Below are 25,444 nucleotides of genomic sequence, written 5' to 3' on the forward strand. Positions count from 1 at the left end.
GTTCGAGTGGGTCCGCCAGTGCCGCAAACCTGTCGGACCGGTCGCGCTCCGCGAGCCGCCACACCACCTTCAGTACTGTGGATGCGTTCACCTGCGGGGACAGGTGTCAGGCCGGACGAGGGAACTGAAAGACACATGAGCGACGAGCAACAAATCCTCACCCCCGGCGAGACCTGCTGGCAAATCGCCGGTGCCGACCGGCTGGCGTGCATCGTCGACGCGGCGGACTACTTCCGCTATGCGAAGTCCGCGATGTTGCAGGCCCGCAAGCGCATTGTGCTGATCGGCTGGGACTTCGATACCCGGATCAAGTTCGAACCGCAGGACAAGACCCTCGACGGGCCCAACCGGCTGGGTAAATTCCTGTCCTGGCTGCCGAAACAGCGGCCGGATCTCGACATCTATCTGTTGAAATGGAATGTCGGCGCGTTCGCGGCGATCAGCCGCGGGATGACTCCGATCTTCGTCGTCAATTGGATGACCGATCGACGGTTGCACTTCGAAATGGACGGCGCGCACCCGTTAGGTTCGGCGCACCATCAGAAGATTGTGGTAATCGACGACGCGCTGGCGTTCTGCGGTGGCATAGATATGACCGTCGACCGTTGGGACACCGGTGACCACCGCGACGACAACCACTACCGCACCGAGCCGAACGGCAACCGGTACGGACCGTGGCACGACGCGACCACCGCCGTCGACGGCGATGCGGCCAAGGCGATCGGCGAACTGGCCAGGGCCCGGTGGCAGGCGGCGACGGGACAGCAATTGGCCCCGATCGACGACATCGCCGGGGACGCGCCGTGGCCGGAAGGGCTGGTGCCGACGATGCGGTCCGTGGACGTCGGTATCGCACGGACCTTCCCCGAACTCGCCGATCGCGCCGAAGTCCGGGAGATCGAGGCGCTGTATCTGGCGGCGATCGCGGGCGCGAAGCGGTCGTTGTACATCGAAAGCCAGTACCTGGCCTCACGCACCCTCGCCGAGGCGATCGCCGCGCGACTGTGCGAACCGGACGGCCCGGAGATCGTGCTGGTGCTGCCGCGGCACGCCGACGGCTGGCTCGAACAGCAGGCGATGGACGGGGCTCGCCGTCGGTTACTGCACCTGCTTTGGCAGGCCGACACCGAAAACCGGTTCGCCGTCTACTATCCCGTCACCGCCGCCGGTGCGCCCATCTACGTCCACGCCAAGGTCCTGGTGATGGACGATCGGCTGCTGCGCGTCGGCTCGTCGAACCTCAACAACCGTTCGATGGGCTTCGACACCGAATGCGATCTGGCCGTTGAGGTCACCCCCACCACCGCGAACGGCGAGCAGCTGCGGGCAACCATTCTCGATATCCGGCGCCAGCTGATCTGCGAACACCTCGGTGCCGAACCCGCCGAGTTCGACACCACCCTCGCCGAGACCTCGTCCTTGTTGCGCACCGTCGAGGCCTTGCGCGGCCAAGGCCGGACGTTGGTGCGGTTCGAGCCGGACACCGTCGAGAACGAGGACAGTCCGCTGGCGGAGAACGAACTGCTGGACCCCGAACGCACCCCACCGAGCCTATGGGACAACGCCTTACTGAGTCGCGGCATCCGCAGACTGAAGGCTGCCGGGGTAGCGCGTTGATGTTTGCACCACCGGTTACCGGCTAGCCGCTGTGCGGGTCGCGCCGGGGCGGCTGACTTGCGGCGCCCCGGCGTGACCAGCGGCGCCGCAACAGCATGAACACCGCGCCGAGGAGCCCGGCCGCGACGAACACCAGGATCAGCTTGCCTAGGCCGGTGAGCAAACCGGCGATCGCCCCCAGGGCGAGGACCAAGGGGAGAATGGCGTAGGCGGCGGCAATCTCGAGCACCCCGAGGAACCCGCCGTCGGCTCGGCCCGAATCGGCCAGCGCCTGCCCGAAGTCGGCAACCGAGTCACCATAGAGCGGGAAAGTGAGGGCGGCTACCGCGACGAGTGCGAGCACCGACCACCAGCGGTACTTCGTGACGAGATTGCGCTCGGACATTGCCCCCACTCCTTTCGTTTGCTAGATCCGTAGTCGCGGCTGAGGCTACGCCCGTGGCGCTGAGCAGAAACGCGGTACAGACCTTCGAAGTTCCGTTGTCTTCCTGCAGGAGCACAAAGGTGCCGATATGGGTCACTGACGGTATGCCCGGGGCCGTCATCGTGGACGCCGTGCGCTGCGAACCGGCCACGCCGGGCCGGATCTGGCGCACCGACATCGCGTCGCTGCGCGGCCGCACCGCCGCCGCCAACACTCACGCGCTCGGCATCCCGGACACGGTACCGCTGGGCTGCGCGCTCGACTGGTGACAGGGCTCCGACCGGCTATCCGCGCCCCTCGGCCGAACCGCCCGGCATCCGCTCACGCCACAGAGCCATCCAGTAGCTGTAACCTCGGGCCCTATGAACACGTCGTTGTGGCATGTTTACCCCACTCTAAGTGTTAGATGGCAGACTCTCCTGCCGTAACAACCGGACACGGGAGGAACGTGGTAGTGCCGAGCAACGAACAGCGGCGAGCAGCGGCGAAACGCAAGTTGGAGCGCCAGCTCGCCAACCGGGCCGAGCGCGCACGCAGGCGCAAGCAACTCACGATCGCCGGGTCGGTGCTCGGTGTTGTCGTTTTGGTCGCGGCGATATCCGGCGTGTATTTCCTGACCAAGGGCGACGACAGCTCCGACGCCAAGGACGCGACCCAGTCGAGCAGCGCACCATCCGCGGCGGCACCGCCTCCGGCGGCGGCCAAGCCCGCGATGGTCAACTGCGTCTACAAGGACAGCCAGAAGCCCGCCGACAAGCCGGCCACCAAGCCGGTGAAGGCCGACGGCATCCCGACCACCGGCAACGACGCGAAGGTCAGCGTCAGCATGGAGACCAATCAGGGTCCCATCGGCCTGACCTTGGCCAACGCCGAATCACCATGCACGGTGAACAGTTTCGTCAGCCTGGCGTCGCAGAAGTTCTTCGACGGCACCAGCTGCCACCGGATGACCGCGAGCGACGGCCTGAAGGTGCTGCAGTGCGGTGACCCGACCGCGAGCGGCATGGGCGGGCCGGGCTACGAGTTCGACAACGAGTACCCGACCGATCAGCTCGACGCCAACGATCCGACAGCCGCGCAGAAGCCGATCGAGTACAAGCGCGGCACGCTCGCCATGGCGAACGCGGGTCCCGGCACCAATGGCAGCCAGTTCTTCATCGTCTACGGCGATTCCCAGTTGCCGCCGAACTACACCATCTTCGGCACGGTCGACGACAACAGCATGGGCACCCTGGACAAGATCGCGAAGGCGGGCCAGGACAACTCCAACGGCCCCGGCGACGGCAAGCCGAGCCAGCCGGTCGACATCCAGTCGGTCCGCATCGACTGAGACCGCGAAAACCGTTCGGGCCCCGCGCTGATTCGTCGGTGCGGGGCCCGACACGTGTCGCGCAGATGAAGGGCACCCTAATCCTCCGGTAAGGGTTGGCTCAGACCGGATTTCGTCCGGCGAGTTACCAAGACTGTCGGAATTGTGCGATATATGCTGATAAGCGGCACGGCCGTACGGTTGCGACAGTGCTTTCTCGGGTAACCTCGAAACACGGAGTTCGCGTAGCGTGGCAACCCCTCTAACGGGCGACCCCCGAGCAAAGGGAATGCGGCGACACGAGTTCTCCCGGTGTCCACGTTTGCAGCCGGGGCATCGTCGGACGGACTACAGTCCCCTGGCGGTGTCCAGACGAAGCACCACAACATCCATAGTGATCACTGCAGCATCGGGGAGCAGCCATGTCCGAGGAACTGGACGACATCGGCCGCGAGACAGCGGCCATGATGAGGACTATGTTGCAGCTTGCGACCCTGGTCGCGCTGCGGACCCGCGAGCGTGGTCAAAAAGAAGCTGAAGCGCGCGTCAAGGTCACCGAGGCCCGCATGAAAGAGGCCCGCGAGATGCAGATCCGCGAGGCCCGCGACGCGAAGGCCAAGGACCCGCGCAACACCGAGCTGGCCCGGATGATCGAGAGGCCGATCCCGGAACGCGGTGTGTCACTGGAGAAGGACCGTTTCACGGCCCAGGCCGAGGCGACCCGGATGGCAGGCATCGCCGCCGCGGCACACGCCAAGCCGCAGGTGCTGCAGTACGACTCCCCCGAACGTCGCATGGCGATCGCCGCGCATCTGGCGAAAATGGGTGTCGCGCCGGAACTCGCCGCGGTACGGATGTTGATCGAAGTAGGCCAGGGACAGCCGCCGATCGAGGCGGTGCGTACCCGTGCCGAGGAGGAGCCTGCGGTCACCAGGGCAAGGGAGCAGGACGCCAGGGCCCGCGGCCTGGAACGTACCCGCTAGCTTCCGCACCCACCATTGCCGGCGGTGGAATGCTGAGCGTGACCGAGGCATTGACCATGCGCTTGCGAGACCAGGTGTCCCGTAAGCACATTCGGTCCTCGCTCAGTGGTGGAATTCGCCCATCGTCGGATCACCGAACATCCCGTGTTGTGGCGACTTCAACGGCAAGGGGCTGAGCATATCCTTGTGACCGTTGCGCACACTGCAATACTTGAAGGGCCCCTTGGGATCGAACAGCTTGGCCATGTGCGGGTCCGCATGGTCGAGGAACCAAACACTCAGTCCCGTTGACGGGTTGAGCCGGAAGTGCTCCCAAGCCCGCCACATCGCGTCCAAACGGGCGACCGCTTCGGCATGCTGAAACCACTCCGGGCACCATACTGTGTCGCTGAGATCGGTGACCTGACGACGATAAACCAGACTCAGATAGTTCTCGACGAACTCCACCACGTTCGCGTAGATCATCGGTTGCTGCTGCGGCTCGGTCATGACCGAGCCTCGGTACGCCCCGTCACGACCAATAACGCTGTGCCCCAGGCTCGCTCGCTGTGCCCATTCACAGTGGCCTGACCTCCTCGATCTTCCCGTACTCCGGCGGCGTGGTGCCCTTGCTCAGCGAAGGCGTGCCCGGCATCAGGTCACCGATCTCCGTCTTGCGCTGCGGATCATGGTGCGAGATGGACTTCGTCACCTCGGCAGCGTACTCGCCCTCCCACCAGGGCACGGTGCGAACCAACACCGGCGGCGCGCCGGACGGGAAGACGATCACGCGACCGCGCGGCAACTGGGCCAGCGCCTGCACACTGAACGTCTTCGATGAGCCGAGCGAACGCGAATAGCTCTTGCCGCCTGAGGATTCCGACACCGAGGCGGAGACCACCTCGTAGTCGCCGATCGCCTCGGACCGCTCGCGCAGGAAGTTGGTGTCGTCGACCCCACTGCCGAGCACCTTGATGTTCGCGGCAGCCCACAGCGCGTTCATGCCGGGCTCGCCCCAGCAGCGCACGCCCTGCGCCCACGACTGCAGCACGGTCATCACGACGATGCCGCGCGAGCCGAAGTGGCTGTACTGCTTGGGCAGATCCTTCCAGCGCACCACGTTCGCGGCCTCGTCGAGCACAGCGAGCAGCGGGATGGGTAGCCTGCCGCCAAGAGACTGCGAAGCCTTGCGCGTGGCGACGTCGATCACGGCCTCGGTGAGGGCGCTCACCAGCGGCGCCGCCGAGCCGCGGCCTTCCAGCGACAAGCTGTACAGGGTGCCGTTGCGCTCGATGAACTCCAACTCGTCGAACTCCCGGCGATCACCGCCGCGGGTGATCCACGGATGTACATTCGACAGCTTGAGGCAGCGGATCATCTTCTTGGCGGTTCCGAAAATGCCACTGCGCGTGCGTTCGTCGGCGTTGTACTGGGACGCCAGACCGGAGGCCGTGTAGTGATGGCGGGCCAAGCGCAGCATCTCGATGGGCTCGGTATCCTGCGGGTTGGTCACCCATTCCCACACCTGCACGATCGGCCTGCTGCCGTTGCGATCGCCGACCGCCGCGGCCAGGAACAGACCGGCCAGCAGATCCTCGGCTTCCGGGTCGAAGAACGCGTCGGTCTTCGCGTCCGAGCCGTCGTCGCCGTCGGCGAAGTGCCCGGCCAGCCGCGCCGCGCGCATCTCGCAACCCTCGCGGCGCGCGTCCACCCAGGCCAGCGGATCCCAGAACCAGCTCGGCTCCTCGCCCGCGACGCCCTGCGGGTCGAAGACGAACGTGGGACTCCCCTTGGCTTCCCGCACATCTCGCGTCGCGTCCACCACATCGCGCTTGTTCGAGGTGGCCAGCACCGGGCCGATCGCGGTGAGGATCGCCGGGATCACCCGCGAGGTCGACTTGCCCTGGCGCGGGCCCCAGATGTCGAGGTGCAGGTCCTCGTAGGAGCCGTACAGCATCTCGTTGTCGGCGATCCCGATGCCGATCGGCACGCCGGGCACATCCTCGCTACCGAGCCGCACCCCGAGCTGCTTCGCCTTCTCCCGCACACCCTTCGCGGTGAGGTGGGCGATCGCGCTGCCCTGACCCATCACGTCGGCCTTCTCGTCCACCGGGAGCACGCCGATGGTCCTGCGCTTGGCCAGCCGCTTGCGGACGACCACCCATGCCACCAGCGCCACGACCACGAGCAGCACGATCACCGTGGACGCGCGCGGCCAATGCAGTTTGCCCCTGACCAGATCCGCGACGATGGCGATCGGGTTGATCGGGATGGACTGCGGGGTCACCGCGAGCATGTTGCCGAGGTGCAGCGCGATCCAGAGCGTGGCCACCACGGCGATGCCGGCGTACAGCATGATCATGGTCGTGTCCGGCCCGACCGCGGCCGGATCCTTCACCACCTTCTTCGCCATGGCTGCCTCCTAATTTCGGTACGGGAAATGTCTTGGTGTTCAGCGGAACGCGTCGAGCCGCCAGCCGTCCGGTGTGCGCACCACGGTGGCGATGACCGTCGCGGGCGGCAACGGTTCCTTGCGGCCGTTCGGGTAGACGACGGTCTGCTCGATCCCGATCTTGAACTGCTGCAGGTTCGGATCACCACCGCTCGGCGCCTTCTCGCCGGAGGCGAAGGTGAACGCCTCGACGGTCGCCTTCGCGGTGGCCCAATCCGCCCACTGCAGCGTCGTCTTGGGTGTCTCCAGCCCGGTCGGTGTGCCGTCCAGCACGCGAATCAAGCTGGGGCCCAACCACTTCCGAGCGCGCGCCAGCGACGCACCCTGGGTTTCGGTAGCCGGCTGCCAGGTGTAGATCTCCTTCAACGCGGCCACCGCGACACCGTCGGGCGTGACCGGGTCGGGTGCGGGCACACCCTCGAGCAGCCGGGTCGTTGACGTGGCCGGGTGCGCCCCACCGGATCCCGCGTCTTCGCGATCTCCGCTACTACAGGCCGCACCCAGCATCGCGACGCTCACCACCAGCATCACCACCAGTTTCGCGCGTACCTGTGCTGTATTCGATGGGCGGCGCTCTCGGGGCCCTGCGTGGTCACGCAAGCTACCGCCTCCGGGCCCGTCGTTCGCGCCGCCGTCATTCCAGGCTAGCCGCATTGACCGACAGTTCGGCAGTCCCGGCGTCGCGTGTTCGGATCGGGAGCTCACAACACCCTCCTCGCCCGGCTGTCTCCCGGCACTTGCACCTCACCGACCCCACCGCCACCACGAATGCCGGGCACGGCCTGAATCATCCGCCCGTTGCCGGAGTAGATGCCGACCTGCGCGGGACCGCGCGGCCCGAACGCGCTGAACACCAGATCCCCCGCCTGAATCTTGCCCATCGGCACCTCGGCACCGGCCTCCCACTGCTGTTCGGCGGTGCGCGGCAACGTCACCGAGCCGGACGAGGCCGCGAACACCGCGGCCGAGGTCAGGCCGGGCCCGTCCATACCGCCGCCACTGGGACCCTCCGGCCCGCCGCCGCCCCACACGTAGGGCTGTCCGAGCCAGTCGTGCGCGGCCTCGACGATCTGGTTGCCGCCGCCGCCCTCCTTCGGATCGAAGCGGCCGAGCGCGCCGGGCGCGCGGAACTGCGCCTCCATCGCGAGGATGTTCGCCACGTAGGGCTGGGTCTCGGACAGGTGCGCCGCCACCTGATTCGGCATGCCGCCGGACGCGAGCACCGCGCCCTCACCGGCGTTGTACGCGGCCAGGGTCAACGCGGTGACGTCGCCGCGCACCTTGCCGTCGGCTTCCCACTGCACGATCTTGTGCGCGATCGCGCACATGTAGCGGCCCTGCCCGATGATCGCGTCGCCGTCGTCCCAGAGGCTCGCGGTGCCGTTGCCGTCGGCGTCGATCACATAGGGCTGACCGTCATCCGGGTCGACGCTAACCGCAGTGCTCGGCAGGAACTGCGCCAGTCCCTGCGCGCCCGCGGGCGAGGTGGCGCCGCGGCGGAAGCCGGATTCCTGCTTGCCCTGCGCGGCGAGCAGCGAGGGAGTGATCTGCGGGCAAAGGGAACCCGCACGGCGATACCAGATTTCGAGTTCCGGCGGCACCTTGCCGGCGGCCAGCGCGCCGCCCGCGCTACCGAAGCCGCGGCTGCACCGCGGATCGTTGGAATAGGCCTGTGCGCCACCGACATCCGGCGTGGGCGCGCCGTCCAGCCAAGGCAGCGGGTCGATCTGGCGTCCGCCGGTGAACCGGCCGCCGGGGACGATCTCGAAATGCAGGTGCGGGCCGCTGGATTCGCCCGCGGAGCCGACCTGGGCGATGGGCTGACCCGCAGTCACGGTGTCGCCGACGCGCACGTGCACCCCGGTGTCCCACATGTGGCCGTAGACGGCGGAGTAGGCGCGGCCGTTGGTGTCCACCGAGTCGACGACGACCCAGTTGCCGAAACCCGATGCGGGACCGGCGGCCACCACGCGGCCGTCGGACACCGAGTAGATGGTGGTGCCGTCGGCGGCGGCCAGGTCAACACCGAGGTGGGTGCCGCCGCGCGCACCGAACACGTCCGACACCGTAAAGGTGCCCTTGGCCAGCGGCATGGTGCGCCGGATCGGTCCGGCACCCCCGGCCAGCGATGGCGCACCGGCACTGGTCGGATTCGCCTGCGGCCCTGCAGGTGCCGCGGCGGCTGGACTCGCCGTTGTGCCGAATGGATACGCGGCTCCGGTCGGACTCGCCGGTGCCCCTGACGGATTCGCGCCCGGCGGATAACCGCCCAGCGGCGGCAAGTTCGAGGTGGTGCCGAACAGCGCCGACCCCTCACACGGATCATCCACCGACGGCAACACAATCACCACCACCAGCGTCATCAACGCAAGCACCGCCCCCAGCGCCCCCCACAACAGCGCCTTCCCGGTCACCGCACCCCCGCCGCCCCCGGCCCCCCACCCCACACCCGACCCAAGGCGCCCTTCAGTCGGTCAGACCGACCCAGGGCGCCCGCCATCCGGACAGGCCGAGGCGACCGAAGGGCACCCTCGGTCCGGTAGACAGGGTGAAGGGCACCTTGGGTCGGGTTGGGGGTCACTGGGCGCGCCGGGATTCGTTGAGGGTGTCGGCGAGGGTGCGGTTCATTTCGGCGGCGGCGGCCAATTGTTGTTGCAGCAGTGCTACTTTGCGGCGCAGCGCGGACGCGTCCATCCGCTCCAGGCTCGGCCCCTCGGCCGCGCGTACCCAGTTGCGCACCGAGTTGGTGTGCACGCCGATCTGTTCGGCGACCACCCGGCAGGCCTCCGACTCACTGCTCATCTGAGCGGTGAGCGCGACGACCTGCTGCACGGCGGCCTGGCGCACCTCGGGCGACACCCGGCGGTAGGAGCGGTGCGGCATCATCCGACGCACCTCCCCGCACGGCGGCACATCGATAACCGGCGTCTCGGCTGATTTCTCATGCGGCGCTCCCGCTCGGCGAATCCGTCCCTCGGCCAGTCGATTCGGTGAATTCGCTGAACCGCTGGTTGGTGTCGTGAATGCCGCTCTCCTTCTCCGAGAGCGTGAACTCCATGTGGAACGGAATCCCTGGCCGCCGATCCTCACCGATCTTCAGCAGGAACTTGCCGGTGCCCGGCGGCGACGGTCGCTGCTGGCCCGGCTTGAGCGCCTCACCGGTCAGCGCCTGCGGGGCGGACCAGCCGGTTACCATCTGCTCCTCGGCGGAGGTGAACGGCACGATGCTGTCGAGCCGCTTGACCTCCTCGCCGGGCAACGCGCCGAAGATCTTGGCGCGCGCGCGTTCCAGGAAGCCGAGCGCCTTCGCGATGGCGGCCTCGGAGCCGAGCGCCTGCAGGTCCTTGATGGTGTGGCTGATCATGATCAGCGAGGTGGCGATGCCGCGCTGCAGGCGGGTGAGCTCGTCGACGCGGTCGATCATGAAGTCGCCGAGGCCGAGCACCTGCCACAGCTCGTCCATCACCACCTGGAAGTAGCGCTGCGGGCCGAGGTCCGCGTCGGAGAGCACGTGCGCGGCCTCGACCGAGGCGAACCCGTCCGCCCAACAGGCAAGCATCACAGCGGCTTTGAGCTTCTTGTCGCCGGTCGGGATGTGCGAGACGTCGATGCAGACCGCGACCGCGCCGGTGTCGATCGGCACCGAGGTCTGCCCGTTGAAGATCGCGCCGAACGGGCCCTGGGTGAGCGCGCGCAGCGAGCGACGCAGGTTCTTGATCGCGTTGTTGTACTCGTCGACATCGTCGGCGCCGGCGTCGAGCATCAATTCCTCACCGCCCGCGACGATCACGTCGAGCAGGTTCTCCATGATCGGCGGCTGGTCCGGGGTGTAGCCGCTGCCCGGTTGGTAGAGGATGCGCAAGGCGGTCGCGATGAGCGTCTCTTCGTAATCACGCACTCGCGCACCACGGACCAGCTCGACCAGACCCGCGATCAGCGTCACCTGGCGCGCCCGCAGATCCTGCAGCACCTGAAGCTGCAGGGCCGGATGGTCATCCAGCATCGGCACCACGGCGCCGAGCACGCCGGCGGCGAGCGGATTGAGCTTGCCGTGGCCGTAACCGAGATCGATCACCTGTCCGCCGACCAGCTCCACCATCCGGCGATAGTCCGGCTTGACGTCGGCCAGGATGAGCGGCGTGATGCCCTGGGCGATGCCGCCGAGCACGATCCGGCGCACCAGCGACGATTTACCGAAACCGTTGAGGCCGAGCACGAAAAGGCTCGGCGCGGTGATGAAGCTGCCGCGCATGAACCAGTTCATCGGGTCGAAGCAGACCGGCGCGCCGGTGTGCAGATGCGAGCCGAGCGGGGTGCCGATCAGCGGCGCGCCGGCCCCGACCGACCACGGCCACAGACCCGCGACCTGCGCTGTGGTGGCACGGTATTCGACCGGACGGCCGACCACGTTCATCCGGCCGCCGCCCTCCCCCGCGTAGCCGCGATCGGTGAGTTGGGCGGTGCTGCGGTCGAATCCGTCCTCGAAGACCTGTTCGGCGCGCGCGGCGTAGTTGCGGCGGCGGATGTCGTCGGTGCGAATCCGGAACTGCGCGAACGCCGCCCGCAGGCCGGTCTGCTCGCGGACGATCATCTCCAGCTTGGCCCTGGTCGGCTCGTCGAGCAGCGGCGGGCCGGAGGTCTTGCGCCGGTCGGCCTTGGCCTTCGCGCGCAGCGCCGCCTTGTCCATCACCGGCGTGCCCATGGCCCGGTCGGCGGTGTAGTCGGTCTTGGTGGGGCGCTGCGGGTTACGTGCGGCCCGCGACCCGTTGCGGTCCTGCACGCCGCGCTCGGCCTTGCCGTTGCGGGCCGCGCGCCCGGCCCGCGGATCCGGCTGCTGCGCTCGGGACGGGCGCTCACCGCGCGCCGGACGGTCGTTCGCGCCGTCGCGCGCCCGCGCGGTCCGCGCCGCGTCCCCGCGCGCCCGATCCGAACTACGCTCGCCCCGGCCGTTTTCGGCACGCGACCGTTCGGGACGCGACCCGTCGGCGCGGGAACTCTCGAACCGCGCCCGCCGCTCGGCCGCTTCCCGCGCGGACTTCTCGTCGATTCCCGACCGGTCGTCGCCGCTCACCCGCGCCGCACCCCTGCCGAATCGCCGTGCGCGGTCCGGCATCTCCTCGATGCCGGATCGTTCCCGCACGCCGCGACCGCGCTCGGCCGCCGGGCGCTCGCCCCACTCGTCCTCGTCGCGCCGCCTACCGCGCCGAGCCGCCGGCTCGTCGCGGTCCCGTACGGGTGGCTCGTTGTCACGTGCCATGAATCACTCACCCCGCCAGTGCCTTAGGAATTGTCGCGTGCTCCGGCAGGATCACCCCGCAACCGAGCGAGGCCGCGAAGGCCGCCGCCTGGTAGCGGTAACACCGCCGAATCTTCAACCGCGCCTGCGTGGACAGGTCGCGCGTGATGGCTTCGATCCGCGGCAGGTCGCCGCGCAGGGGCTCGGTGATGGTCACCAGCGCCCCGAAGCGGGTCACACCGTGACCCCGGGCTTGCTCCTCACGAGCCTGCTGGGTGGCGCCCACCCGCAGCGTCGCCGCCGCGGACACCACACCGCGTTCGCTTTGCTGGGCCACCAGCGCGTTCTTGAAATCGTCGTCGACGATCTCGGCGGCGTCGGCGGCCGAGTGCGGCCGGTACACGATGGCGATGCGCTTGCGCGGCACTTCGGGATTGGGCGCGAGCAGCCGTTGCAGCACCCGCTCGTCCACCGCGCCCTCGGGGGCGGCGTCCATCTCCCAGGTGACCGAGCGGCCACCGTCGTGCACGAAGTGATCCCACTTCTCGTCGTGCGACACCGGGCCCGCGTCCGCCCAATCCAGGCCATGCCCGTCGGGTTCGCTCGACGCGACTTCCAGATCGGCCTGCGAGGCCGGGTCGTAGCTGCGCCGGATGAACGAGATGACCTCGTCCGCCGACATCGGCTGGGCGCGCACGCCGGCCTCGGCGAGCGCGGCGCAGATGCCGGGCAGCCTGCGGCCGATCTCGACCGCCTCCTCGGCGGGGTTCTTGCGCCGCTCGGCGGTGGTGGCCTTGAAGGTGATGGCCACGCGCGGCAGCAGCTGCACCCGCTCCTGCGGCAGCTCGGTGGCGAGCTCGTACATCACCTGCTGTGCCAGCTCCGGCGCCTCCGGCCGGGTGATCGTGGAAACCTCGGTGAGCAAACGGTTTCCGGTCTCCGGCACGGTGTCGATCACCGGCACGACCGCGACGATGTCACTGGTCTGGCCGACCGAGGCGAGGAAGGTGCCCCACGCCGACACCCAGCGATCGATCACCGGCTGATCCACGGCCTCGTGACCTTGCGGCCACGCCCGCAGCACCACCGTGTACTGGGCGAACTGCGGCAGATGGATCATGCCGAAGCTGTAACCGCCCGCGTCGATGCCCTCGTAGAGCTTCGACGGCGCGAGCAGGCCCGGCAGCCGGGTGACGCCGCCCGGGATCCGGGAGAACCGGCCACCTCGGTACACGTGCTCGCCGTTCTTGCGCGAGCGCATCCAGTTGAACATCATCAATCCCGTCTCGTAGCCCGATCGGCCGCCCGTCCGCCACACCAGTGGAACCATGATCACGACGCCGGTGACTCCGACGATCAGACCCCATTTGAAACCGCCGACCATCGCGGTGATCAACGCCGTGATCACCACCACGAAGCCGATCACGGTCTCTTCCCAGCGCAGCCCGAAAAGGCCTGCGCTGCGGGGCTTTTGCCACAGCCCGTACGAGCGACGCTCGTAGGTATCGTTCGTCGTCATCGTCATCGCGGAATGGTGCTCCTCCCGAGGTCGGGCGAGCGGTTCGCCCAACGGTCACCGGCCACATCACCCATTGCCTGGTCCGCACGGTTCAGGCTGCTCGTCGCGGCGCGGGCCGCGCCGATCCGCCCCGCCGCCCGTGCCGCACCGGACGGTACTCCCGCCGCGCCGCCGGGCCCGGAGGCGCGCGGTGCCGCACCACCGGCCGGTCCGCCGCCACCGCGCGGCGGGGTCGGGCGCGGTGCGCCGCTGCCGCGTCCGCCCGCGCCGCCCGGCGGGCGGGGACCCGCGCCGCTGCCGCCGACGTAGCCCGGCGAGCCCGACGCCGCAGTGCCTTTGACGCCAACGGCCTTGGTGCCCATGGCGCCCAGACCCGCGACGGCGAGCAGGGTGCCGCCGGTCGCGGTGAGACCGGAACCGCCGCTGCCGACGATGGCGACCGCGGGCGTGACCAACCGCATCAGCGCGGGCAGTACGAACGCGACGCTGCACAGCAGCACGATGGCGACCAGCATGCGTTGCGCCTGTTCACCATCCGGCAGGCCGTTGGTGGCGGTCAGCGAATCCACATGGCCCGCAGTGGTGAACGCGATCATGTAGACGATCGCGGCCACCGGTTTCCACAGCATGAACGCGATGATCCAGCCGATCAGCTTCTGGTAGGACTGTTTTCCGACGTTCATCCCGGACGCGGCCGCCGCCAGCGGCAGCACCCCGGCCGCGATGATCAGCAGCCCCTGCCGGACGATGGCGAGCACGATCTGCGCGAGCGCGCCGAGCAGCCCGACGATCGCGATGATCAACACCAGACCCGGCGAAAATGCCTGCAGCTTACTGGTTTTCACCATCAGCTCGGCCAGGTCCTTGGCGTTGCCGTTGGTCGAGTCGTTGATGATCCACTCGGAGAAGCGATCCGAGGCCTGGGTGCCCGCGACGATCACCGCGCCGAGCATCCAGGAACTGAACACCACCCTGGCGAACATCCGGAACGATTCGGCGGCCTCGTTCATCGTGGCCCCGCGTCTGGCCTCGGCCAGCCGCGCGCCGGACAGGATCACCGAGGCTATCAAGAGCAATATCTGGGCCTGATAGGTGTATTCGTTGATCTTCGTGAACAGCGAACCAGAGTCGCTGGCCGCCTCGTTGGGCACCTTCATCCAGAAGGTCAGCGCCAGGATGATGGCCTCGCCGAGGCCGTTCATCAGCGAGTCGACCACCTTGCCGAAGGTCGAGTCCCACGCCTTGTCCTTGATCGCGGTGGCCGCCTGCCCCGGATGCGAGGCGGCGTTGCCCGCCTTGCACGCGGCCGAGGCTGCGTCACCGAGGGAGATGCCGGGCAGGCCGACATTGTCGAGCGTGTCGTGGATCTCGTTGCACGTCTCGTCGAAGCCGTACTGCTGTCCATAGGCGATGGTCGGCGTCGCCATCATCACCGTGAAGATGACGGCGAAGATCGTGAGTAGTCGCCTCACCATTGTCTGCACCCCTCGCTGCTCCGCAGGTCGGCCCTCAACCTCTGCTCGTGCCCTTCCGATCGTGCTCACCATTTCGTCCACCCGCCCAACGATTCGATGTACTCGGTTTGTGCGGTATTGGACGTCGAGGGCTTGAGCCGCCAGTCGCCCGCATCCCAGACCATGACCAGGCGGATCGCCGCCCACGACTGTTTGCCGTCGACCACCTGGCCGCGCGAGGCGAGCCGCACGATGGCCAGGTCGTCGGCGTAATCGTCGACCTTGAACGCGTCCGAGGCGACGAAGTATTTGGTGACCTTCTCCGGCTGCTGTTCGGGCAGCTTGTTACTCGACAGCGCCTTGTCGTACGCGGCGATCTGCTGGGCCGAGACGCGCACCTGCGTCACGTACAGGTCGCGGTCGGCGGGCCGGGCGTTGAGCCGGTAGGTGATCTGCGCCGCGGCCAGCACCGCGCCCTGCGGCGTGTGCGAATAGCCAACGGCCAGACCGTCTTCGATGCGCACGGGCCCGTCCGAGGTGGAGAACGGCACCGAGGCGCCGTAGACCCGCTGCCAGCCGTGCGGCGCGGTGGTGCCCTCGGGCGCCGCGGTCAGCCAGTCGCCGTCGGAAGCCTTGCGCTGCCGCGCCGGATCCTGCGGAAGTGGTTGTCCGGCAGCGTTGTTCGGCACGTCGACGCGCCTGCCGAGGATATCGACCTCGGGGGCCGCGAAACCGGTGCCGCCTGCCGAGCTGACGGGCGCGGGCCCGCCGGCCGCGGGGCTGCTGTCGTCGCGGGTGAAGTAGACGACGATTCCGACGATCACGATGAGCGCCAGCGCAGCTGCGGACGCGATGGCACCGAAGGAGACGCGATCACGCGCGGATGGCTCCTTCTGACTCACTTCGGTGCCTCCAATTTCACAGTGTCATCAGGTAATACGTCTATCGATTCGATCGGTCTCACGGTCGAGCCCGGATCGGGCAGCCGTAACCGCCAATCCTGGCCGAACCATTCGACGGTGGTGTGGTTCACCGCCTTCGAGCTGTCCGAGTACTCGGTGTGGACGTCGATGGTGCTGCGCTGGTCGGTGTATCCGGTGACCTTGTAGCCGAGCACGCGCGGCGCGTAGTCGGGGGTGGCCGGTCCGGTGATGGACAGCTGGATCCGATTCACCGCCCACTCGTCCTTCGCGGTGCCCGGAACCACTTCCCGCGCGGCCACTTTCGCCCATTGGCTGTCGGAGGCCACCGCCAAGCGCACCGCATGGGTGATCGCGGCGACGCCGGCCCCGCGCGGCGAATGCTCGAAACCCGTTGCGGCGCCGTCGGCCTCGGACGTGGGCCCCTGGTCGGTGTGCGGCAGCGGCACGCCTTGGAACGGCTGCCATCGCAGGCCGGTCGGTGCCGCCGACAGGTCGGGTCCGGAGCGGTCGTCGCCACCGCCGCAGCCGACCGCCGCGATCAGCAACACCGCGCCGAACGCCCCCGCTGTCCCCCGTCGCTCGCTCATGTCGGCAGGAAGGCCAGCGCGATTCCCGACGCTGTGCTCGCCACTATCGCCCCGAGCAGGCTCATCAGCACCCCGTGCGAGGCGTCGTTCATCGCGAGGTCGCTGCGGAAGGCGATCCACAGCTTGCCCGCGGAGACGATCATCCACGCCAGACACACCAGCAGGACGAACCACAGCAGCCAGTTGAGCAGCTGCATCAGCGGTTCCAGTACCTCGGCGGGCATCTGTTTGTAGGCCAGCAGCTCGGCTGCCGACGCGCGCACGGTAGATATGTCGGACATCAGGTTCCAATAACGGCGTTCATGATGGTGCCGGCGCTGGTCGCGACGACGCCGCCGATCATGGCCCCGGCCACCATCTTCGGCGACTCGAGTCCACCACCGGTCCACTTCTCCCACGCGAACTTGCCGCCCGCGTAGGTGATTCCGCAGATGCCGGACAGCAGCACGAACCAGGTGAGGTAGCGCACCAGCTGCAGGATCTTCTCCGAGCCGGGCGGCGCCTCGGGCGTCGGGTTACCGACCTGCGCGAGTACGGTGCCGTACGTGTCCTGCACGGCGAGGAGAATCGTGCTCATCGGGTGCCTTTCTCGAAAGTAGTTGTGTCGTCGCCGATTCGATGCCTACGTTCACTGATCGGGTGGCTTTCTGCCGGCCCGGTCCTGCGCCGGATCGTCGAGTTGGCCCTCCTCCAGTGCCGTTCGAGCCGCCGCGACAATGTCGGCGCCGAGCTCCCTGACATCGAGCGGTACCTCCTCCAAGGGGTCGATCTTGCGTTTCTTCGGCGGCAGTGCGTCACCGGGCGCCCATACCGGCAGCTTCTCCGGTTCTACCAGCGTCCATTCCTCATACCACGGGACCTGCCACGTCTGGCCCGCGAGCGAGCCGACCACGTCGCGGTAGCGGCGGATCTCGGCGGGCAGCCGACCGGGCCGCGCGGCGACGGTGATCAGCCCGAGCACCTCGCAGGAACCGGCGAAGCCCGAATGATGTTGGCGCAGTAGGTCATGCGCGCGAGTGAGGCCCGCGATGGTCTCTCTGGCCACCAGCACGACGAAGGGGGACTCGCGGTCGAAGACGCCGGGCCAGCGGCGGCCCGAATCCGCCGCGGGCGCAAGCACATGCGCGAGGCTACTGGCTCCGGCACCGCCGTGCACGCCCATGATCCACACCAGCGGGGCCCGGCCGACCCCGGGCACCGGACGGTCCCAGATCGGGGCGCGGCGCGACTCCGGCGGTGCGACCACGCCTGCGGGTGCGGATTCGGTCTGACGTCGAAACTTCATAGCGGCCGTCATGATGCCACCCCGGCCAGCAGGCGCCCATAAGCCCGGCGCGTATCGAGGGCCAATGACGCGTGCCGAACCAGTTCGCCCCTGGCCAGGTGCGGGTCGTAGGGAATCTCTCTGATATCGCGGACCCAGCCGGACAGGTGCTCGCGCAAATGCTCGGCTACGCCCGACTCGGTGCCCGGATGCTGGTGCGAGACAACGATTGTGGTGTCGCCGACGATGCCGCCGCCCTGCCCCTCGGTCGAGTCGCCGAACTGGTCGTCGAGCCATTCCAGGGTGACCCGGAGCCGGTTCGCGGCGTCGGCGCGCGCCGGAATGGCAAGTACCAGAGCAACATCCGCGTCGTCGAGCAGCGGGCGCAGTTGCCGTCCGGCAATCGGGCTGCCGCCGTCGTAGACCGCGGTGAAGCCGGAGTCGTACACCGCGCGCGCCACCGTGAGATAGGTCGCACGCCTGCGCAGCGGCGCGGAATCGCGCCACAGTAAACCGATTCCGGAGGTCGCGCGCGACAGGCATTCCTTCAGCGGCGCCGGTTCGTCGTCACCGCGACCGTACAGCCACGATTGCAGGCTGATCGGGTGCAGGTGTTCGTCCGCGCCGCGCAGCGCGAGGTCGCTGCCCGCCGCGGTCGCGTCCACCGCCACCGTCGGGGTGCCTGCCATGCCGAGCTCACCCGCGATACCCAGTGCCGTCGTGGTGGTTCCCGCACCACCGCAGCCGCCGACCACCAGGATGGGTCGCTGCAAAGGTTGTTCCGCACCGGAACCGCCGCCCTTGCCGCGCCGCAACCGCACCACCGGAGCCTTGGAGCGCACGGGCCGGCCCGACGGTTCACCCTGATCGGGCGCCTCGTCGAGCCAGCGGCTCCAGTCCTCTCCCATCGCTTCCTGCTCTCCTCTATCCGGCCGCGATACCCGTGATCAGGGTGCGGCCGTCGACCACCGCGGTGGTGACCGTCTGCTTGTTGTACGTGGCGGGCACGCCGCCGGGGCGGTACTCGGTGACCTCCACCGAGTACCGATTGTCCGAGAGGGTCACGATCCGCACGCAGTGCGTGGTGCCCACGGGAATGGTGTCGATGCCGCGCTGGATGGTGGGCGCGGGCGAGACGGTGGCGTCCGGTGCGACGACCTGCCGGACCTGCTCGCCGGAGCGCTCGACGTAGTACGCGTACTGGAACGCCAGGATGGCGTCGGGACCCGTTGTGGTGCTGCCCATTTCGGCGCCGCGCACGATCGACGCGGTGCGCTCGGTCGGGCAGGCGCCGGACCCGCGCGGCGTGGTGACCCCGGCCTGCGACTTGCCGCGCAGGCTGTCGGTGCTCACGCCGGCCTGCAGGCTGCCCGCGGTGAACTGCACCGAGGCCGAGGAGGCGGGCAGCCGCGGCGACGCGGCGCGACTGTTCGAGGAGTGCAGCAGGAACAGCACGCCCGCGGCCGCGGCGCCGAGCAGCAGCACCGCGATGACCAGCACGACGAACACCCGCCCGCGCCGGGAACGCCGGGCGCGTGCCTCCAGACGCAAGGCGCTGGACGAGCGCGGTCGCGGCTCGTCCAGCGGGTCGTCGTAGTCCTCGTCGTCGGGCCAGGGGAATCGCACCAGGTCGGCGTCGCGCGGGGTGTACTCGTCGTCGGGGCCGGGAGCCCGGCCCACCCAGTCCGACCAGCCGCCGGTGAATTCGCTGCGCTGCGCCGAGAGGTCCGCGGGGACCTCGGGCTGCGGCTCGTCGCGAATGTAGTGCGGATACCGGGCCGGGCCGTCTTCGTCCACGTGCACCGAGTTCGCGGCGGGCGGCACCGGGGCCGTCTCCGGCTCCAGGGCGGCGTACCACCGGGACAGTTCTTTGTACGACTTCAACATTCCCCCATTCCCGCTGCGCGAGGCACATAGCTCATCGTCGGACCCTCTCGGCGATCAGTTCGTGGAGAACGGGTAGGTGTTGGGTGTGCCGGGTCGATCGGTGGGCGGAATCGACGTCGCGCCGCCGGATGAGGCGCCGTCGGCTCCTGTCCCGAACGGAAATTGTCCCGTACCGGACACATTCGGCGTAGCAGGCGCGCCGGATTGCGGACCGAAGAATCCGGTCGGCGGCTTGTCCGCGCCACCCTGCGGCCTGGCGTTCGCACCGAATTTACCGGCGATATCGTGGGCGACCGCGGCGAACCAGTCGGCGACGAAAGTTGTCGGCGCGTCGCCGTTGGCGGCGACCGTCGCAGTGTTGTACGCGCCGTGCCGCTGGACGGTGTCCCAATATCGCACCCAGGTGGCGGTATTGAGCAGTTCGCTGTTGTCGGTGATGTTTTGCACGACCGCGTCGAACGCCTGGGTGACCAGGCGGGCGCCGGTAGTCGGCGGCACGAGCTGGGCGACGGCGCCGGCCAACTTGGTGCCGAGCGAGAGCAATGCGGCGGGCGGGTTCGACAATCCCGCGGTGGCCAGGTCGGCGATGGTCGCCGGGTTGATCACCGTCTTGACGACGGTGACGACCGCGTTCAGGCCGATCATGCCGACCTTCAGCAGCGCCTGTAGCGCGGCGGGGAGGTCGAGTGGGGTGCGCGGGTCGGCGGCGTCGGCCAGGCGCTGAGAGATCGACTTCTTGGGCGAGATGGCCAGTGTCGCCAGCGAGTTGCCCTGCACGTCCTCGTTGGCGATCTTGGTCGCGGTCTTGATCGAGGTGTAGGCGAGCGCCTGGGCGATGGAGGTCAGCGAGGCGATCGGGTCGCCGCCGCTCAGCTTGGACTGGCCGACAACGTTGGTGACGGCCTTGAGGATCGGCGCGCCCTGCGGTGCGTCGCAGGCGAGATCGCCCGCCGCGCAGAAGCTGGCCACGCGGCCGGTGAGGGCGCCGAAGTTGGCGGCCAGGTCGCGATCCGGGCCGATGCCGCCGCCGGTGGCGGGCGCTTGGGGTAGCGCGGCGATGGCGGCGAGTTCGTCGCCCTGGGTGCCGGGAGCCGGATCCGGGGACGCTTTGCCCGGCGAGCCGGGAAACAGTGGCGCACCAGGGTTGCGGGTCGGGTCGGCGAACAGCGCTACCGCAGCGACCTTGTCGGCCGGGAGCACACCTCGCCCTTGCCCGACTTCCTGCGCGAACATCGAGGCAACGTGTGCGCCCTGCGAGTAGCCGACCACCGCGAACCTGGTGTCCGCGCACCGATCGGCGACGGCCTTGGCCATCGTCCGCAGCCGGGCCAGCCCGCCGGTCACCGATTCGGAGTACGGCACCGCACCGCCCGGAGTCGCTCCGCCGAAGCCGGATTCGTAGGGCACATAGGCCCGATCGACCAGTCCGGGCGCGGTGGCCTTGGCCAGCATCGGCCGGAAGACGGTGGACAGCATGCCGGTGTCGGTGGACGGCGCGGCATCCGGTGACGATTCGCCGGTGCCCTGAATTCCCAAGGCGTACAATGCCGGACACGCGCTGAGCGCGATGGCGGTCGAGGGGCCTGCGGGATTCGGCGGACCGGCCGCGGCGGTACCCGCCGTAGCCACGGTCACGGTGAGTGCTGTCAGCACCCCCGCGACTCTTGCCGAATAATTAGTCATAGCGATCCGCAATCAATCCGTGTTGCCGCAGTTACCCTCAACGCCATGAAACGCAATAGACCGTAACAGATTCCGGCTATTGCTGGGGCATCGCCGAAAACTTTCCATGAACTGCCGAAACGGGTTTCACACATTCCCGCGTGCCGAGCAACATCGCCCGGCAACTTTCCGATGGCCCGAAATCGAGAGCAACCGCCTGGCGACCCGCCGGTCATCCGAATTCCGCAGCGGGACTCCATCTTCCGTTCGCCCGATCGCTTCGGCATTCATGCAGATACCCCGACCGTCGCTGCTCGTTCGCCGAGAGGTTGCTAGCGACACAACAATTGACACGTCAAGGGGACTGGCCCGCGGTGGAGAATTTCAGGCGGACGCGCGCATTCGCGCAATAAGTGCGCTAGGCGGCGGAGGTGACGCGGTAGACGTCGTAGACGCCTTCTACATTCCGGACCACATTCAACAGATGTCCGAGATGCTTCGGGTCGCCCATCTCGAAGGTGAACTTGCTGATCGCCACTCGATCACCGTGCGTGGCGACCGATGCGGACAGAATGTTCACCTTCTCGTCGGCCAGCACCTTCGTCACATCGGACAGCAGCCGAGTGCGATCGAGCGCCTCGATCTGGATGGCGACCAGGAACACCGAGGACGGTGACGGCGCCCAGGACACCTCGATGATGCGTTCGGCCTGATCCCGCAGCGATCCGGCATTCGTGCAGTCGGTGCGGTGCACGCTGACCGCGCCGCCGCGGGTCACGAAGCCCATGATCTCGTCACCGGGCACCGGCGTGCAGCACTTGGCCAGCTTGGCGACGGTGCCGGACGCGCCGGGGATCAGCACGCCCGCGTCACCGGTGGTGCGCTGCCGGTTCGGCGTGGTGGACGGGGTGGACCGCTCGGCGAGCTCGTTCTCCACATCGCCGATGCCGCCGAGCTGCGCCATCAGGCGCTGCACCACGTGGTGCGCGGAGACCTGGTGTTCGCCGACCGCGGTGTAGAGGGTGGAGATGTCGGTGTAGTGCAGCTCGTGCGCGACGGCGGTCATCGCGTCGACGCTCATCAACCGCTGCAGCGGCAGGCCGACGCGGCGGACCTCCTTGGAGATCTGCTCCTTGCCGTTCTCCAGGGCTTCCTCGCGGCGCTCCTTGGCGAACCACTGGCGGATCTTGGCCTTGGCGCGCGGCGAGACCACGAAGTTCTGCCAGTCGCGGCTGGGTCCGGCGTTCTGCGCCTTCGAGGTGAACACCTCGACGACCTCACCGTTCTCCAGCTGACGTTCCAGCGCGACCAAGCGACCGTTCACCCGCGCGCCGATGCATTTGTGGCCGACCTCGGTGTGCACGGCGTAGGCGAAGTCGACCGGAGTCGACTTCTGCGGCAACGTGATCACGTCACCCTTCGGCGTGAACACGAAGATCTCCGGCGACTTCAGGTCGAAGCGCAGCGACTCCAGGAACTCGGCCGGGTCGGCCGCCTCCCGCTGCCAGTCGAGCAGCTGGCGCATCCACGCCATGTCGTCGACCTCGGTGGAGTCGTTCGAGTGCTTGCCGCGGGTCTCCTTGTAGCGCCAGTGCGCGGCGATGCCGAACTCGGCGGTGCGGTGCATGTCCTGGGTGCGGATCTGCACTTCCAGCGGCTTGCCGTCGGGGCCGACGACCGTCGTGTGCAGCGACTGGTAGACGCCGTAGCGCGGCTGGGCGATGTAGTCCTTGAACCGGCCCGCCATCGGCTGCCACAACGAGTGCACCACGCCGACGGCCGCGTAGCAGTCGCGCACCTCGTCGCAGAGGATGCGGATGCCGACCAAGTCATGGATGTCGTCGAAGTCCTTACCCTTGACGATCATCTTCTGGTAGATCGACCAGTAGTGCTTCGGCCGGCCCTCGACGATCGCGTTGATCCGCGACGCCGCAAGGGTATTCACGATTTCCGCGCGCACCTTCGCCAGGTACGTGTCGCGCGACGGCGCCCGGTCGGCGACCAGTCGCACGATCTCGTCGTACTTCTTCGGGTGCAGGATCGCGAACGCGAGATCCTCGAGCTCCCACTTGACCGTCGCCATGCCGAGCCGATGAGCAAGCGGCGCAATGACTTCGAGGGTTTCCTTGGCCTTCTTCGCCTGCTTCTCCGGCGGCAGGAAGCGCATGGTGCGCATGTTGTGCAGCCGGTCGGCGACCTTGATCACCAGCACCCGCGGATCCCGCGCCATCGCGATGATCATCTTGCGGATGGTCTCGGCCTCGGCGGCCGCGCCCAGGTTGACCTTGTCCAGCTTGGTCACGCCGTCGACCAGGTGCGCGACCTCGGGACCGAAATCGAGGGTGAGCTGTTCGAGTGAGTAGCCGGTGTCCTCGACGGTGTCGTGCAGCAGCGCGGCCACCAGCGTGGTGGTGTCCATGCCGAGCTCGGCCAGGATGTTGGCCACGGCGAGCGGGTGGGTGATGTACGGGTCGCCGGACTTGCGGAACTGGTGTTTGTGCCGTTCGTCGGCCACGTCGAACGCGCGCTGCAGCAGCGTCAGGTTCGCCTTCGGGTACAGCTCGCGGTGCACGCTGGCCAGCGGCTCGAGCACCGGCTTGACCGCGGCGATACCGCGCTGACCGGTCATCCGGCGGGCGAGGCGGGCGCGCACGCGGCGCGACGCCGAGGTCGGCACGGCGGCGGAGGCGCCCGGCTGACGGACGGGCGTGGACGCAGGTGGGGTGGCGGAAGTGCCGTTGCTCGGCTGCTCTCCCCCGGTGGCGGCACCATTCGACTGCGGGGCGTCGTCCGATTGCTCGACATTCGCCTCGCCCAAGTGCTGAGTCATGCCACCACCTCTCAGTGCCCGATCGCGGCGCCCACGGTCCGTCCGTGGGTACGCGGGCAACCGCCTCCGGGCCTGTCGTACACGCCGCGTGCCTCGATCGAACAACCCTATCCGACCGCCGCAACCGCCCAGACCACTACTTTAGTCCCGGCCGCGCGCTGACGTCCGGCACGCGGTGGCGGCGGGCGTCATGCGGGTGTTCCTGCCGGGATGGCGCTGGATTCGCTGGGGCTTTCCGAGGTGGAGTAGCGATGGGGTGGCGTCGCGGCCTGGTGGGGGGCTAGCGGATGGTCGACGGGGACGCCGGCTCCCGGTTGATCATGGACTGGCCGTCGAAGTCGGGGCTGGCCGGGACGCGCAGGAGGTCGACGACGGTGGGCGTGATGTCGACGAGGGTGTAGCGGGAGGTGGTGTCGCCCGCGGTGAAGTCGGGGCCGCGGGCGATGACGAAATTGGTTGTCTCGTCGGGGGATTGGCCGCCGTGGCCACCCTTGGGTTTGTGGCCGTGATCGGCGGTGACCAGGATCGTCCAGTGTTCGGCGGGGTTGGCCTTGGCGCGGGCGTCCACGGCGGCGGCGATGCGGCCGACCTGTTCATCGATGCGACGGACGGCGTCGAGGTACTCGTCGGAGGCCGCGCCGTCGCTGTGACCGGCGTGATCGACCTGGTCGAGGTGGGTGAAGAGGAAGTCGGGGGCGAACTTCGTGATCGCGTTGACCACCTCGGTGGCGGTGGCCGCGTCGGTCTTGGCCTCATCGGGATCATCGGGGACCGGGGCGGTGGAGACGACCACGTCGGCGCGGGGGTTGCCGCTGCCCGACATGGTGGCGATCTGATCCCAGGTGGCGATCGAGTGCGTCTTGAGGGCCGGGTTGGCGCGCTCGAGCTGGGTGAAGACGGTCGGATACCGCGCGAACGGCGCGGCGGTGAAATTGTTGTCCTTGATGCCGTGCTTGCGATCCCAGACGCCGGTCAGCACGGTGGCCCAGGACGGGCCGGAGATGGTGATGTGCGGCGCGATCGAGGAACGGCTGAGCAGGCCTTCAGCGCTGAGCCGCAACAGGTTCGGCGCGCGCACCTGCAAGACCTTGTCGTACATCAGCCCGTCGAGCCCGATCAGGACCACCTTGTCGGCGGGCGCGCCGGCCTGCGCCCCACCGGCTCCCATCGTCATGGGAAGGACGGTAACAGCCAGCACGGCAAGCGCTTTCGTCCAGAGTCCGCTCATGCGCGCGGCCCTTCGGTCCGGTCCGGTCGATCGGCAACGCCCTCATCGCGCTGCCATCCGAGACACCTGCCGGGCCGAGGATTCGCTCGC

The 25,444-nt window shown here is 68.4% G+C and carries 23 protein-coding genes; 4 read left to right on the top strand and 19 right to left on the bottom strand.

The window, feature by feature from the left end:
- Nucleotides 1-135: 135 nt before the first annotated feature.
- Complete coding sequence (locus tag ACFWF1_RS22620) at nucleotides 136-1,617, top strand: phospholipase D-like domain-containing protein (RefSeq protein ID WP_379287421.1); 1,482 nt, start codon at nucleotides 136-138, stop codon at nucleotides 1,615-1,617.
- A gap of 22 nt (nucleotides 1,618-1,639) precedes the next feature.
- Here ACFWF1_RS22620 and ACFWF1_RS22625 read toward each other — a convergent pair whose 3' ends face one another.
- Complete coding sequence (locus tag ACFWF1_RS22625) at nucleotides 1,640-2,002, bottom strand: hypothetical protein (RefSeq protein ID WP_379287419.1); 363 nt, start codon at nucleotides 2,000-2,002, stop codon at nucleotides 1,640-1,642.
- 119 nt (nucleotides 2,003-2,121) lie between these two features.
- Here ACFWF1_RS22625 and ACFWF1_RS22630 point away from each other — a divergent pair, with 119 nt between their 5' ends.
- From ACFWF1_RS22630 to ACFWF1_RS22640, 3 genes are all read left to right on the top strand, one after another.
- Nucleotides 2,122-2,310, top strand: coding sequence for a hypothetical protein (locus ACFWF1_RS22630; RefSeq protein WP_379287418.1), 189 nt, complete (start codon nucleotides 2,122-2,124; stop codon nucleotides 2,308-2,310).
- Nucleotides 2,311-2,495: 185 nt separating this feature from the next.
- The gene (locus tag ACFWF1_RS22635) at nucleotides 2,496-3,371 is read left to right on the top strand and encodes a peptidylprolyl isomerase (protein WP_379287416.1); all 876 of its coding nucleotides are present in this window, start codon (nucleotides 2,496-2,498) and stop codon (nucleotides 3,369-3,371) included.
- 401 nt (nucleotides 3,372-3,772) lie between these two features.
- Entirely contained in the window at nucleotides 3,773-4,333 is a 561-nt protein-coding gene (locus tag ACFWF1_RS22640; RefSeq protein WP_379287414.1) for a hypothetical protein, read from the top strand.
- A gap of 102 nt (nucleotides 4,334-4,435) precedes the next feature.
- Here ACFWF1_RS22640 and ACFWF1_RS22645 read toward each other — a convergent pair whose 3' ends face one another.
- The 18 genes from ACFWF1_RS22645 to ACFWF1_RS22730 all read right to left on the bottom strand — a co-directional run bounded on the left by ACFWF1_RS22645 (nucleotide 4,436) and on the right by ACFWF1_RS22730 (nucleotide 25,300).
- Nucleotides 4,436-4,822, bottom strand: coding sequence for a DUF4913 domain-containing protein (locus ACFWF1_RS22645; protein WP_379287412.1), 387 nt, complete (start codon nucleotides 4,820-4,822; stop codon nucleotides 4,436-4,438).
- Nucleotides 4,823-4,889: 67 nt separating this feature from the next.
- Nucleotides 4,890-6,725 (bottom strand): type IV secretory system conjugative DNA transfer family protein, encoded by a 1,836-nt coding sequence (locus tag ACFWF1_RS22650; protein WP_379287410.1) that lies wholly within the window; start codon nucleotides 6,723-6,725, stop codon nucleotides 4,890-4,892.
- 39 nt (nucleotides 6,726-6,764) lie between these two features.
- Nucleotides 6,765-7,292 carry a hypothetical protein gene (locus ACFWF1_RS22655; RefSeq protein WP_379287409.1) on the bottom strand — a complete coding sequence of 176 codons (528 nt, stop codon included), beginning with the start codon at nucleotides 7,290-7,292 and terminating at the stop codon, nucleotides 6,765-6,767.
- 173 nt (nucleotides 7,293-7,465) lie between these two features.
- Nucleotides 7,466-9,178 carry a peptidoglycan DD-metalloendopeptidase family protein gene (locus ACFWF1_RS22660; RefSeq protein ID WP_379287407.1) on the bottom strand — a complete coding sequence of 571 codons (1,713 nt, stop codon included), beginning with the start codon at nucleotides 9,176-9,178 and terminating at the stop codon, nucleotides 7,466-7,468.
- A gap of 163 nt (nucleotides 9,179-9,341) precedes the next feature.
- Complete coding sequence (locus tag ACFWF1_RS22665) at nucleotides 9,342-9,650, bottom strand: transposase (protein WP_357379268.1); 309 nt, start codon at nucleotides 9,648-9,650, stop codon at nucleotides 9,342-9,344.
- 55 nt (nucleotides 9,651-9,705) lie between these two features.
- Nucleotides 9,706-12,021: a hypothetical protein gene (locus ACFWF1_RS22670; protein WP_379287405.1), complete on the bottom strand. Its 2,316-nt coding sequence runs from the start codon at nucleotides 12,019-12,021 to the stop codon at nucleotides 9,706-9,708.
- Between the two features lie 7 nt (nucleotides 12,022-12,028).
- The gene (locus ACFWF1_RS22675; protein WP_357379408.1) at nucleotides 12,029-13,519 is read right to left on the bottom strand and encodes an SCO6880 family protein; all 1,491 of its coding nucleotides are present in this window, start codon (nucleotides 13,517-13,519) and stop codon (nucleotides 12,029-12,031) included.
- Between the two features lie 2 nt (nucleotides 13,520-13,521).
- Complete coding sequence (locus tag ACFWF1_RS22680; RefSeq protein WP_379287403.1) at nucleotides 13,522-14,994, bottom strand: hypothetical protein; 1,473 nt, start codon at nucleotides 14,992-14,994, stop codon at nucleotides 13,522-13,524.
- Between the two features lie 65 nt (nucleotides 14,995-15,059).
- On the bottom strand, nucleotides 15,060-15,875 hold the full coding sequence (locus ACFWF1_RS22685; protein WP_379287401.1) for a hypothetical protein: 816 nt from the start codon (nucleotides 15,873-15,875) through the stop codon (nucleotides 15,060-15,062).
- Nucleotides 15,872-16,483, bottom strand: a complete 612-nt coding sequence (locus ACFWF1_RS22690; protein ID WP_379287400.1) for a hypothetical protein — start codon at nucleotides 16,481-16,483, stop codon at nucleotides 15,872-15,874. Before ACFWF1_RS22690 ends, ACFWF1_RS22685 begins: the two co-directional genes overlap by 4 nt.
- Nucleotides 16,480-16,764, bottom strand: a complete 285-nt coding sequence (locus ACFWF1_RS22695) for a hypothetical protein (protein ID WP_379287399.1) — start codon at nucleotides 16,762-16,764, stop codon at nucleotides 16,480-16,482. Before ACFWF1_RS22695 ends, ACFWF1_RS22690 begins: the two co-directional genes overlap by 4 nt.
- Nucleotides 16,764-17,060 carry a hypothetical protein gene (locus ACFWF1_RS22700; RefSeq protein WP_014351788.1) on the bottom strand — a complete coding sequence of 99 codons (297 nt, stop codon included), beginning with the start codon at nucleotides 17,058-17,060 and terminating at the stop codon, nucleotides 16,764-16,766. The genes ACFWF1_RS22695 and ACFWF1_RS22700 overlap by 1 nt, the downstream gene beginning before the upstream one ends.
- A gap of 51 nt (nucleotides 17,061-17,111) precedes the next feature.
- On the bottom strand, nucleotides 17,112-17,780 hold the full coding sequence (locus tag ACFWF1_RS22705; protein WP_379287398.1) for a DUF6668 family protein: 669 nt from the start codon (nucleotides 17,778-17,780) through the stop codon (nucleotides 17,112-17,114).
- The gene (locus ACFWF1_RS22710; protein WP_379287396.1) at nucleotides 17,777-18,655 is read right to left on the bottom strand and encodes a MinD/ParA family protein; all 879 of its coding nucleotides are present in this window, start codon (nucleotides 18,653-18,655) and stop codon (nucleotides 17,777-17,779) included. The genes ACFWF1_RS22705 and ACFWF1_RS22710 overlap by 4 nt, the downstream gene beginning before the upstream one ends.
- 16 nt (nucleotides 18,656-18,671) lie before the next feature.
- The gene (locus tag ACFWF1_RS22715) at nucleotides 18,672-19,634 is read right to left on the bottom strand and encodes a hypothetical protein (protein ID WP_379287394.1); all 963 of its coding nucleotides are present in this window, start codon (nucleotides 19,632-19,634) and stop codon (nucleotides 18,672-18,674) included.
- A gap of 54 nt (nucleotides 19,635-19,688) precedes the next feature.
- Nucleotides 19,689-21,317 carry a cutinase family protein gene (locus ACFWF1_RS22720; protein ID WP_379287392.1) on the bottom strand — a complete coding sequence of 543 codons (1,629 nt, stop codon included), beginning with the start codon at nucleotides 21,315-21,317 and terminating at the stop codon, nucleotides 19,689-19,691.
- A gap of 397 nt (nucleotides 21,318-21,714) precedes the next feature.
- Nucleotides 21,715-24,126, bottom strand: a complete 2,412-nt coding sequence (locus ACFWF1_RS22725; RefSeq protein WP_379287390.1) for a RelA/SpoT family protein — start codon at nucleotides 24,124-24,126, stop codon at nucleotides 21,715-21,717.
- Between the two features lie 280 nt (nucleotides 24,127-24,406).
- Nucleotides 24,407-25,300 carry an alkaline phosphatase family protein gene (locus ACFWF1_RS22730; protein WP_379287388.1) on the bottom strand — a complete coding sequence of 298 codons (894 nt, stop codon included), beginning with the start codon at nucleotides 25,298-25,300 and terminating at the stop codon, nucleotides 24,407-24,409.
- Between the last annotated feature and the right edge of the window lie 144 nt (nucleotides 25,301-25,444).

Source organism: Nocardia sp. NPDC060255 (assembly GCF_042727395.1).
Lineage (GTDB): Bacteria > Actinomycetota > Actinomycetes > Mycobacteriales > Mycobacteriaceae > Nocardia.